This window comes from Nocardioides sp. 31GB23, assembly GCF_040012395.1.
GTDB lineage: Bacteria > Actinomycetota > Actinomycetes > Propionibacteriales > Nocardioidaceae > Nocardioides > Nocardioides salarius.
Genome location: NZ_JBDYKJ010000108.1, coordinates 1 through 11,027 on the forward strand (window position 1 = coordinate 1; position 11,027 = coordinate 11,027).

Genomic DNA, 11,027 nt, shown 5'->3' on the forward strand with positions numbered 1-11,027 from the left:
AGGGGGTGGAGCGGGCGGGGGTCGGCGTACGTCGGGGGCACGCCCGCAACCTAGGCGCGCCGCACCCCGGCGCGGCACCCCCCACGGGTGGCTGTGCCGAGGCCCACCCGGCGTCCACGACCGCCTGGCGCCGCTGCTAGCCCGCGACCCGGTCGCTGCCGGCCGCCTGCTCCCGCCCCGCCTCGTCCCGCCCCGCCTCGTCGCGCCAGCGCTCGGCCACCTCGGCGCCGGTGAGCACGTGCTGGCGGTGCTGGGTCTGGAGCATGGCCAGGGTGTGGTCGTGCTCCGACCAGTCCACCGAGGCGGTCGCGTCGGAGACCAGGGTCGCCTCGAGGTCGAGGGCGAACGCGTCGCGCGCGGTCGCCGCGATGCACGACTCGGTCGAGACGCCGCAGAGCACCACCCGGCGCACCCCGACGCCCTTGAGGCGCTCGGCGAGGTCGGTGCCGAAGAACGCGCTGTCGCGGGTCTTCTCGACGAGCTCGGCGCCGTCGGGGTCGAGGCCCTCGACCCGCTGGACCCCCTCGGTGCCGCGCTCGACGACCCCCTGGCCGTCCTCGACCATGGTCAGGGTCCAGGTGCTGCGGTCGGTCTCGTGCACGGTCTGCACCTCGACGACCGGGACCCCGACCTCGCGGGCCGCCCGGACCAGGTCGTTGCAGGTCGCCACCAGGTCGTCGCGGCAGCGGTCGAGCTCGGGGTCGGCGAAGTAGTCGCGCTGGAGGTCGATGAGCAGCAGCGCTTGGTCGGGTGCGGGCATGGCGATCGCCTCCTGGGGGGCTGGGGACGGGCACCAGGTTGGAGGCCCCGCCCCCGCCCGGGCTACACCCCCGAGGACGACCGTGGCAGCCGGCGCTCAGCCGGTGTTGCGCAGCCCCGCGGCGATCCCGTTGATGGTCAGCAGCAGCGCCCGCTGCAGCTGCGCCGGCGGCTCCTCGCCCTCCGGCACCTGCCGCACCCGGGCCAGCAGCGAGACCTGCAGGGCGTGCAGCGGCGCCAGGTAGGAGTCGCGCAGTTCGAGCGTCTGGCGCAGCACCGGGGCGCCCTCCAGCAGCCGCTCCTGGCCGGTGACCGCCAGCACCTCGGCCACGGTGCGCTCGTGCTCCTCGCGCACCCGCTCGAAGAGCTCCGCCGAGTCGTCGTCGACCAGGGTCCGCACGTAGCGGGCCGCGATGTCGAGGTCGGTCTTGGCCAGCGTCATCTGCACGTTGGACAGGAAGGTGCGGAAGAACGGCCACGAGGCGTACATCTCGCGCAGCACGTCCTCGCGCCCCGCCTCGCGCGCCGCCGCCAGCCCCGACCCGACGCCGTACCAGCCGGGCAGGATCATCCGCGACTGGGTCCAGCCGAAGACCCAGGGGATCGCGCGCAGGTCGTCGAGTCCGCCCTCGCCGCCGGGGCGCTTGGCCGGGCGCGAGCCGATGTTCATCTTGCCGAGCTCGTCGACGGGGGTCGCGGCCACGAAGAAGCGGACCAGCCCGGGGTCGCGCACCAGCGCCCGGTACGCCGTCTGCCCGCCGCCGGCGACGACGTCCATCGTGTCGTCCCAGCCGTCGAGCACCTCGCGGGGCAGCAGCCGGTCGCGGTGCAGCACCGAGGCCTCGACGACGGCCGCGAGCGCGTTCTCGAGGTTCCAGCGGCCCAGCTGGGGCAGCAGGTACTTGTCGGAGATGACCTCGCCCTGCTCGGTCACCTTGATCGGTCCGTCGAGGCTGCCGTTGGGCTGCGACAGGATCGCCTCGGCGGTCGGGCCGCCGCCGCGGCCCACCGAGCCGCCGCGGCCGTGGAAGAGCCGCAGCAGCACGCCGTGGCGCCGCGCGACGTCGCGCAGCGCGCGCTGGGCGCGGTGGATCTGCCACTGCGAGGCGGCGATGCCGGCGTCCTTGGAGGAGTCGGAGTAGCCGAGCATGATCTCCTGCACGTCGCCGCGCGCCGCGACCACCCGGCGGTACGACGGGTCGCCGAGCAGGGCGTCGAGCAGCGGGCCGGCGGTCTCGAGCTCGGCGACGGTCTCGAAGAGGGGGGCGAACCCGATGCGGGCGGTCGCCGGCTCGTCGTCGGAGCCGAGGTCGACCAGGCCGGCCTCGCGGGCCAGCACCACCACCGCGAAGAGGTCGTCGACGTCGTGGGTCATCGAGACGATGTAGGTCTCGACCACGTCGGGGCCGTAGGTGTCCTGGGCGGTGCGCAGGGTGCGCAGCAGGCCCAGAGAGGCGGCCGCGGGGCCGTCGGGCGGCACCTGGCCGGCCCCCACCAGCGGGCGCCGCCCGGCCATCTCGGCGCTGAGCACCTCGGTGCGCGCGGCGTGGTCGAGCTCGCCGTAGGGCCGCTCGAGCTCGTCGAGGCGGTCGTAGAGCTCGGCGAGCGCCTCGTGGTGCTTCTCGGAGTGCTCGCGCACGTCGAGGGTGGCCATGCCGGTGCCGATCGCGGTGGCGGTGCGCAGCAGCCGCAGCACCGAGCCGTCGGCGGTGAGCCGGTCGCCGTCGGCGAGCATCGAGTCGCGCACCAGGCGCAGGTCGTCGACCAGCTCGCCCAGGTGCAGGTAGTCGCGGCCCGGCTCGTGGGCGGTGGCGTTCGCCAGCCGGTCGCGGGTGCGCAGCAGCCGCACCCGCACGAACGACAGCTTGAGCCGGTAGGGCTCCTCGGCGTTGAGCCGCCGGATCGTCGAGTAGGTGATCGGCAGCGCCCGGGCGTCCTCCTCCAGGGAGGCCAGCAGCTCCTCGCTGGCGCTGACGACCCGGGTCGAGGCGGAGACCTCGGTGAGGATCTCCTCGACCTGGGCGACCAGCTCGCGCAGCCCGGTGTCGTGCTGCAGCGCCAGCACCTCGAGGGTGACCTCGGGCGTGACGTTGGGGTTGCCGTCGCGGTCGCCGCCGGCCCAGCTGCCGAAGCGCAGCGGGCGCGCCGCCACCGGCAGCTCGACCCCGATCGAGGCCAGGCGGCGGTCGAGCTCCTGGAGCAGGTCGGGCACGACCTTCCGGGCGATCTGGCCCAGGTAGTAGAGCGAGGTGCGGGCCTCGTCCTTGGGGTCGGGCCGCGCGATGCGCAGCTCGTCGGTCTGCCACAGCAGGTCGACCAGCTCGGCCAGGCGCCGCTCGTGGCGCTCGGCGTCGCCGGGGCGGGCGCGGGGGTCCTCGGCGGCGTGCACCACGTCGGCGATCTTGCGCAGCAGCCGCAGCACCGTGCGCCGGCTGGCCTCGGTCGGGTGGGCGGTGAAGACGGGGCGGTACTCGACGCGGCGCAGCACGTCGGAGACCAGGTCGACGTCGACGCTGCCGTCGGCCAGGGCCTTGCCGATCCGCTCGACCGCCACGGCCAGGGGACCCTCGTCCTCGGCGGTCACCTCCTGCCAGCGGTGCAGCTGCTCGGTGACGTTGACCAGCTGGAAGTAGCCGGTGAAGGCGCGGGCCAGCACCACCGCGGTGTCGTCGTCCACCCCGGCCAGCAGGTCGTGCAGGGCCCCGTCGTCGGGGTCGCGGGCCAGGGCCCGCACCTGCTCGACGAGCTCGAGGAGCTCGGGCCCCTCGTGGCGGGTCAGCGCCTCGCCCAGCAGCGCCGCCAGCTGGCGCACCGAGGCGCGCAGCGCCGCGTGGTGCTCGTCGGAGGAGACGCCGGTGGCGAAGCGGGTCACGTCGGGCTGGTCGGTGTCGGCCATGGCACCAGTCTGGCGGGTGCCGGCCCGGTGCGTCAGGGGGTGACCGGGCGGTGGGCACACCCGGGCGGTCACACCCGGGTGGTCACACCCGGGTGGCTGGTGACGGGTGGCAGCATGCGGAGCATGGCTGCTCTCGACCTCGACCGTGTCCGCGCCTGGTTCCCCGCGCTCTGGTCCGGCCCCGGCGCCGGTGAGGCGCGCTTCGACGGGCCAGGCGGGTCCCTGGTGCCGAGCCGCGTGGCCGACGCCGTGGCCGACGCGATGACCGCCGGCATGTGCCAGCGCGGCTCGCTGACCCCGCTGCAGCGGCGTACGGAGGAGACGGTGGGGGCGGCGCGCGCCGCGCTCGGCGACCTGCTCGGCACCGACCCGCGCGGCGTGGTGGTCGGCCGGTCGATGACCGCGCTGACCTTCGAGATGGCCCGCACGCTCGCGCAGGGCTGGGGCCCCGGCGACGAGGTCGTGGTCACCCGCCTCGACCACGACAGCAACATCCGGCCCTGGGTGCTCGCGGCGCAGCGCGCGGGTGCGACGGTGCGCTGGCTCGACTTCGACCCGGTCACCGCCGAGCTCGACGACGTGCGCGGGGTGCTCTCGGAGCGCACCCGGCTGGTGGCCGTCACCGCCGCCTCCAACCTCTTCGGCACCCGCCCCGACGTGGCCGCCATCAGCGCGGCCGCCCACGAGGTGGGCGCGCTGGTCTACGTCGACGCCGTGCACCTGGCCGCGCACGCGCTGGTCGACCGCGCCGCGCTCGGCGCCGACCTGGTCGCCTGCTCGCCCTACAAGTTCTTCGGGCCCCACCTGGGCGCGGTCGCGGCCGACCCCGCCCTGCTCGAGACGCTGCAGCCCGACAAGCTGCTGCCCTCCACCGACGCGGTGCCCGAGCGCTTCGAGCTCGGCACCCTGCCCTACGAGCTGCTCGCCGGCGTGACCGCGAGCGTCGAGGCGCTCGCCGACCTGCTCGAGCAACCCACCCACGAGGGTGGCGAGCTGCCGCGCCGCGAGCGGCTGGCCGCGTCGATGACCGCGCTCGAGGAGCATGAGGACGCCCTGCTCTCTCGCCTGCTCGAGGGGCTCGACGCGCTGCCCGGGGTGCGCGTGCACGGCAGCCCCGCCCGGCGTACGCCGACGGTGCTGCTCTCGGTCGAGGGCCACGACCCGGTCGCGGTGCAGGAGCACCTGGTCGGCCACGGCGTGCTCGCCCCCGCCGGCAGCTTCTACGCCCTCGAGGCCTCCCGCCACGCCGGCCTCGGCGACACCGGTGGCGTCCGGGTGGGGCTCTCGCCCTACTCCACCGCCGAGGAGGTCGAGCGACTCCTCACCGGCCTCGCCACCCTGACGAGCAGTCAGGAATGACCCACCGACCGGTCACTCCTGCACCCTCGACCGGTCAGCTGCGCGCGTGTCAACGGGGCAGGACCTCGCCCCGCTGCTCCAGCAGGGCCGGCGGTGCGGTCAGCCGCCAGGCCTCGAAGACCAGCTCGGCCAGCTCGTCGCGCTCCACGTGCTCGAGGTGGGCCACCACCCAGCCGAACCCGCCGGCGGTGAACTGGACCTCGAAGACGTCGGGACGCATCGCCACGAGGGCGAGCTGCTCGGCGATGGTCTGCTTGAGCCCGACGGTGACGGTCGGCTCCCACACGTAGCCGAACGTGCGCCCGGCCACGCTGAGCTTGACGTAGCGGCCGTGGTCGGAGCGGACCGTGCCGGGCAGCTGGTCGACCAGCTCGACGACGTCGACGGTGCCGCTCATCGCCGTTGCCCCACTCAGGTCAGCCGGGCCAGGGTCACCGCGAAGTCGCCCGCCGGGTCCGTCCACGTCTCGCGCACCTCGAAGCCGGCCGCGCCCAGCTCACGGGCCACCTGGTCGCGGCGGAACTTGGTGGAGATCTCGACCTGCACCTCCTCGCCGGCCGCGATCTCGACGACCAGGTCGGCCCCCGGCACCGTGACCGTCTGCGGCACGCTCGAGCGCAGCCGCAGGTCCATCCGGCCCGCCCGGGCGTCCCACAGCGGTGCGTAGTCGAAGCGGTTGGGGTCGAAGTCGGCGCCGAGCTCGCGGTTGAGCACCACCAGGCAGTTGCGCACGAACGCCTCGGTCACGCCCTGCGCGTCGTCGTACGCCGCCACCAGCCGGTCGGCGTCCTTGACCAGGTCGGTGCCGAGCAGCAGCCAGTCGCCGGGGTCGAGCGAGTCGGCCAGCGCGCCCAGGAAGGCGCCGCGCTCCTCGAGGTAGAGGTTGCCGATGGTGCTGCCCAGGAACGCCACCAGCCGGCGCTGTCCCTCGGGCAGGTGGCCCAGGTGCAGGGTGAAGTCGCCGACGATCGCCTCGACGGCGGTCCCGGGGTAGCGCTCGGTCAGCATCACGGCCGCGTCGCGCAGCGTCTGCTCCGAGACGTCGACCGGCACGAAGCGGTGCAGCGCGCCCGCCCCGGCGAAGGCGTCGAGCAGCAGCCGGGTCTTGTCGCTGGTGCCGCTGCCCAGCTCGACGACCGTCGTGGCGTCGCAGGCCGCGACGATGTCGGCGGCGTACGCCGCGAGGATCGAGCGCTCGGCCTCGGTCGGGTAGTACTCCGGCAGCCGGGTGATCTCGTCGAAGAGCCGCGAGCCCTCGTCGTCGTAGAGCCACTTCGGCGGCAGCCGCAGCGGGCGCGAGCCCAACCCCCGGCGCACGTCGGCGACCAGCGACCCCGACGCCCAGTCGGAGTCGAGGAGCACCTGCACGACCGGCTCGGGAGCGCTCACGCGGGCGCCCCGCCGTCGGCGAGACGCACCCCGGACAGCGCCCAGCGGGCACCGTGCGGGAAGAAGTTGCGGTACGACGCCCGCGCGTGGCCGGCGGGGGTCAGGGCGCAGCCGCCGCGCAGCACCATCTGGTTGGACATGAACTTGCCGTTGTACTCGCCGATCGCGCCCTCGGGAGGGTGGAACCCCGGGTAGGGGTGGTAGGCCGAGGAGGTCCACTCCCAGCAGTCGCCGTGCACCTGGCGCAGCCGGCTGCCGGCCGGCGCGGGCTGCGCGGGACGGGGGTGGAACGACCCGCCGTCGGCGAGGTTGCCGACCACCTGCTCGTCGCGGCCGTGCTGGCCGCCCTGGCCGTCGGTGACCACCGCGTGCTCCCACTCGGCCTCGGTCGGCAGCCGCTTGCCCGACCAGGTGGCGAACGCCTCGGCCTCGTAGAAGCTGACGTGGGCCACCGGTAGCCCAGGGTTGACCGGCCAGGTGCCGTTGAGCGTGTGCTCGAACCAGACCCCGTCGTGCTCGCTCCAGTAGAGCGGCGCCGACCAGCCCTCGCCGCGCACCTTGGCCCAGCCGTCGGAGAGCCACAGCTCGTGGCGCTCGTAGCCGCCGTCGGCCATGAAGGCCAGCCACTCGCCGTTGGTGGCCAGCCGGTCGGCCAGCCGGTAGGGCTCGAGCCACTGGCGGTGCCGCGGCATCTCGTTGTCGAAGGAGAACCCCGGGCCCTCGTGGCCGACCTCGACGAGACCCCCCTCGACCTCGACCCAGCCCAGGCGGTCGGGCTCGCAGCGCTCGACCGGGCTGCCGGCGTACACGGGCTGGAGGGGGTTGCGCGAGAGCACGTGCTTGATGTCCATCAGCAGCAGCTCCTGGTGCTGCTGCTCGTGGTGGAAGCCGAGCTCGATGATGGGGGTGAGCTTCTCGAGGCTGCCGCCGTCGAGGGTGTCGACGAGCTCGCGCACCCGCGCGTCGACGTTGGCGCGGTAGTCGCCGACCTCGTGCGCGCCGGGGCGGGTGACCAGCCCGCGGTCGGGGCGCGCGTAGCGGGGGCCGAGGGTCTCGTAGTAGGAGTTGAAGAGGAACCAGTACTTGTCCTGGAAGGGTGCGAAGCCCTGCTCGGCCTCGGCGAGCAGGAACGTCTCGAAGAACCAGGTGACGTGGGCGCGGTGCCACTTCGTCGGTGAGACGTCGGGCATCGACTGGACCGTCTGGTCCTCGGGCGAGAGGGGTGCGGCGAGGGCCTCGGTGCGGCCCCGGACCTCCTCGAAGCGGCGGCCGAGCGACTCGGCGTCCCACTCCCTGCTGCTGGCCTCGCCGGTCTCGCTGGGGGCCTCGTTGGCGGTGGTCTGTGTCATCTGCCGGCAGTCCTCTCGGTTCCGGTGTGAGGGCACGCCCCGATGACGCGCCACCTCCACCTTGCCGCAGGAGTGGTGACGCGTCGACCACCCCGACGTGGACGGTGGGTGACGGCTGGGTCGTCGCGCGGTGCCGGTTCGGGCCGGGTCGGCGCGAGATCCTGGCCGGGTCGGCGCGAGATGTGGGCCGGGTCGGGAAATGGGTGGCGCCACGCGCCCGGTGGGCGGAGCCTGGGCCGGTGACGACGTACGACACCCCGGGCGACGCCCCGGACGAGCAGGCCGACCTGCTCGGGTGGGTGCACGCCCGGCTGGAGGTCTTCGGGCTCGCCGTCGAGGGCCGGGTGAGCTGGCCGCACGTGCGTCCCTGGGGGGTCGTGGTGCGGGTGCCGACGGCCAGCGGTCCGGTGTGGGCCAAGGCGGTCGAGCCGGCGCTGCGCCACGAGGTCGCCGTCACCACCCTGCTGGCGCGGCGTCGGCCCGACGCGGTGGCACCCGTGCTCGGCGCCGACACCGCCCGCGGCTGGCTGCTGCTCGCCGACGCGGGCGAGACGCTGCGCGAGGTGGCCGCCCGGGAGCGCACCCTCGCGCCGTGGCACGACGCGCTCGCGCTCTACGCCTCGGTGCAGCGCGACGTCGCCCCCGAGGCAGCGGCACTGCTGGACGACGGGCTGCCCGACCTGCGCCTGCCCCGCCTCCCCGACCTGTACGCCGACCTCGTCGGCCGGCTCGCCCCCGACCTCGGTGACGTCGGCGCGTCGGCGCTGGCGGCCTTGCCGCTGCTGCGCGACCTGTGCGCCGAGCTGGCGGCCACCGGGCTGCCCGACACGCTGCAGCACGACGACCTGCACGACGCCCAGGTGTTCGTGCGCGACGGGCGGGTGCGCATCCTCGACTGGGGCGACGCCTGCCTGACCCACCCGTTCCTCACGCTGGCGGTCACCCTCGACGGGGTGCTGGCCTGGGGCCTCGACGACGAGGAGGCCTCCGAGGACACCACGCCGTACCTCGAGAGCTACCTCGCCGGGTGGGCGGGCGCCGGGAGCCCCGACCAGCTCGTCGCCGCGAGCCGGGCGGCCCGGCGGCTGGGCTGGGCCTGCCGGGCGGTCAACGGGCACGTGCCGCAGGACCCGGAGTCGCTGCGCACCACCCGCACCCGGCTGCGGATGTTCCTCGACGGCCGCGCCGTCTGACCGCGAGCCGGGCGAGCGGCGCTCAGGCGTCCTGGGCCGGGCTGCCGACGGGGTCGGCGTAGACGACGACGTTGCTGTCGTAGGCGGTGCCGTCCCAGTCGGCGCAGGAGACCAGCACCAGGCGCCCGTCGCCGGCGTCCTGGCCGAAGACCCGGGCGGCGTTGCGGGCCAGCTGCTCCTTGTCGTAGACCTTGGTGCGGCGCACCTCGTAGCGCATCACGCCGTTGCGGGTCAGCACGTCGACGACCGCGCCGCGGCGCACGTCGGCGAGCCGGTCGAGGGAGCCGCCCCCGGTGTTGACGGTGTGTCCCGCGATCACGGTGCGGCCGGTGGCCTCGCCCGGCAGCGCGCTGGCGTCCCACCAGCCGACGTCGAGCACGTCGGCCGGCGGGTCGAGCACCCGGTCGTCCCCGACCTCGATGGCGTTGACGGGGGCGCGGATGTCGAGCGAGGGCACCGAGAGCCGCACCGGGGCGGCCGGGTCGAGGGAGGTGTAGCCGTCGTCGTCCCCGCTGGGCAGGACGACGCCGAGCAGCACCATCCCCAGCGCCAGCACGCCGAGCGCCGAGGTCAGCGCCCGCAGCCGTGCCTCCAGGACCGCCACGACCGGCCCCGGGTCAGCCGCGCACGCTGCGGCGCCAGCTGGCGACGCCGGCGGCGCCGGCCAGGGCCAGCAGCGCGGCCAGGGACAGGTTGCCCGCGGCGCCCATGCCGCCGCCGGAGGCGGCGGTCTCGACGCCGGCCGGCACCGAGGTCGGCACCGGGGCCGGCGGGTCGGTCGGGTCGGGGGTCGCCTCCGGCTCGGCGGGGGCGCCCACGCGGCCGGTCGGGCCGCAGTGCGACCGGCCGATCTCGGCGCGCAGCAGGTCGACGTCGAACTCCTGGGCGGCCGGCAGCACCGAGAGGTCCAGCGCGGTCACCTCGATCTCGTCGTCGGCGACCTGCACCTGCTCGTTGAGCAGGATGTCGATGACGTTGTCCTCGAGCGGGGCGAGCTGCTCGCCGACCTGGCCCAGGGCCTCGGCCAGCACCTCGGCACCGTCGACGACCGCGGTCAGCGGGCCGAGCGTGCCGTCGATGGCGGTCTCGAGCTCGGTGCGCACGGCGTCGAGCACCTCCTGGGTCACGGCCCCGAGGTCGGTCACGACGTGGGTGTTGGGCTCGGGGTCGACCGGCAGGGCCACCAGGTCGACGCGCGTGCCGCCCACCTCGACGTACGCCGCCGCGTCGGCGATCTGCGCGGAGCCCGCGGAGGTGCCGGGCCCGGCCGTGCACCGGCTCTGGATGACCCCGGCGTCGAGGAAGACCCCCAGGTCGCCCAGGCCGGTCAGGGCCTGCTCGAGGCCGTCGGTGAGGGCGGGCAGCAGCTGGTCGAGCACCGGCGCCAGCGCGTCCTGCAGCTGCTGGTCGAAGCCGGCGAGGAACTCGGACTCGAGGACGCGCAGCCCGGAGAGGTCGACGGTGGCGGCGTTGAGCCGCACGTTCTGGCCGGGGGTCAGGCAGCCGCCCTCGCCGACGCCGACCACGGTGGCGCCGTCGCCCGCCAGGCCCGCGCACGCCTCGGCGTAGCCCTGCCGCTGCTCGACGCGGGTGCGGGCGTCCTGGGCGAGGGTGCCGACCTGGGCGAAGGACTGGCCGGTCGCCGCCGAGAGCGCCGGCTCGTCCGAGCCGGAGGTGCTCTCGCTGTCACCGTCGTGGGTGGAGGAGAAGGACCCCGAGTCGGTCGGGGTGCTGGCCACGGTCAGGGTCAGCGCGGTCGCGTCGGCCTGGGCGACCGGGGTGGCGGCCGTGGCGGGGGCGGCCGAGAGCGCGATGAGCGCACCGGTCGCCGTCAGTGCCAGTCCGCGAGCGGTCCTGTGGGTCATGTCCGTGTCCTCCCAGGCGGGCGTCGCAGCGCCCTCGAGTGCATGTCCGAGAACCCCGAAGCCGGGATCGGAGGGGTGATCACTGGTCCAACTGGCCACCGGCACCCGGGTTACGCACCGGCCGGGTGGTGTCCGGCATGCGGTCGGGGTGGGCGCCGCCGCGCTAGCGTCGTGCCATGGACGCCACCGACCCGACCCCCCACCCCGACCGCATGCC

General features: G+C 75.1%; 9 protein-coding genes. 2 read left to right on the forward strand and 7 right to left on the reverse strand.

From position 1 onward, the window contains the following. Positions 1–136: 136 nt before the first annotated feature. Positions 137–760: an isochorismatase family cysteine hydrolase gene (locus ABKW28_RS21925; protein WP_348613280.1), complete on the reverse strand. Its 624-nt coding sequence runs from the start codon at positions 758–760 to the stop codon at positions 137–139. Between the two features lie 96 nt (positions 761–856). Continuing rightward, positions 857–3,655, reverse strand: coding sequence for a phosphoenolpyruvate carboxylase (ppc, locus tag ABKW28_RS21930; RefSeq protein WP_348613282.1), 2,799 nt, complete (start codon positions 3,653–3,655; stop codon positions 857–859). Between the two features lie 123 nt (positions 3,656–3,778). On the opposite strand from ppc, the gene ABKW28_RS21935 reads away from it, so the two are divergent. Next, entirely contained in the window at positions 3,779–5,014 is a 1,236-nt protein-coding gene (locus ABKW28_RS21935) for a cysteine desulfurase-like protein (RefSeq protein ID WP_348613284.1), read from the forward strand. Between the two features lie 49 nt (positions 5,015–5,063). On the opposite strand, the gene ABKW28_RS21940 is transcribed toward ABKW28_RS21935, so the two are convergent. The 3 genes from ABKW28_RS21940 to egtB are packed head-to-tail and all read right to left on the reverse strand — an operon-like array spanning position 5,064 to position 7,752. Then, positions 5,064–5,411 carry an MmcQ/YjbR family DNA-binding protein gene (locus ABKW28_RS21940; protein ID WP_348613286.1) on the reverse strand — a complete coding sequence of 116 codons (348 nt, stop codon included), beginning with the start codon at positions 5,409–5,411 and terminating at the stop codon, positions 5,064–5,066. Between the two features lie 14 nt (positions 5,412–5,425). Beyond that, positions 5,426–6,403, reverse strand: coding sequence for an L-histidine N(alpha)-methyltransferase (egtD, locus tag ABKW28_RS21945; protein ID WP_348613288.1), 978 nt, complete (start codon positions 6,401–6,403; stop codon positions 5,426–5,428). Continuing rightward, positions 6,400–7,752 (reverse strand): ergothioneine biosynthesis protein EgtB, encoded by a 1,353-nt coding sequence (gene egtB, locus ABKW28_RS21950; RefSeq protein ID WP_348613290.1) that lies wholly within the window; start codon positions 7,750–7,752, stop codon positions 6,400–6,402. The genes egtD and egtB overlap by 4 nt, the downstream gene beginning before the upstream one ends. 239 nt (positions 7,753–7,991) lie before the next feature. On the opposite strand from egtB, the gene ABKW28_RS21955 reads away from it, so the two are divergent. Next, the gene (locus tag ABKW28_RS21955) at positions 7,992–8,945 is read left to right on the forward strand and encodes a phosphotransferase (RefSeq protein WP_348613292.1); all 954 of its coding nucleotides are present in this window, start codon (positions 7,992–7,994) and stop codon (positions 8,943–8,945) included. A gap of 22 nt (positions 8,946–8,967) precedes the next feature. Here the strand turns inward: ABKW28_RS21955 and ABKW28_RS21960 are convergent, their stop codons facing one another. Further along, positions 8,968–9,549 carry a class F sortase gene (locus ABKW28_RS21960; protein ID WP_341229510.1) on the reverse strand — a complete coding sequence of 194 codons (582 nt, stop codon included), beginning with the start codon at positions 9,547–9,549 and terminating at the stop codon, positions 8,968–8,970. Positions 9,550–9,562: 13 nt separating this feature from the next. Beyond that, on the reverse strand, positions 9,563–10,810 hold the full coding sequence (locus ABKW28_RS21965) for a hypothetical protein (RefSeq protein ID WP_348613294.1): 1,248 nt from the start codon (positions 10,808–10,810) through the stop codon (positions 9,563–9,565). Positions 10,811–11,027: the final 217 nt, after the last annotated feature.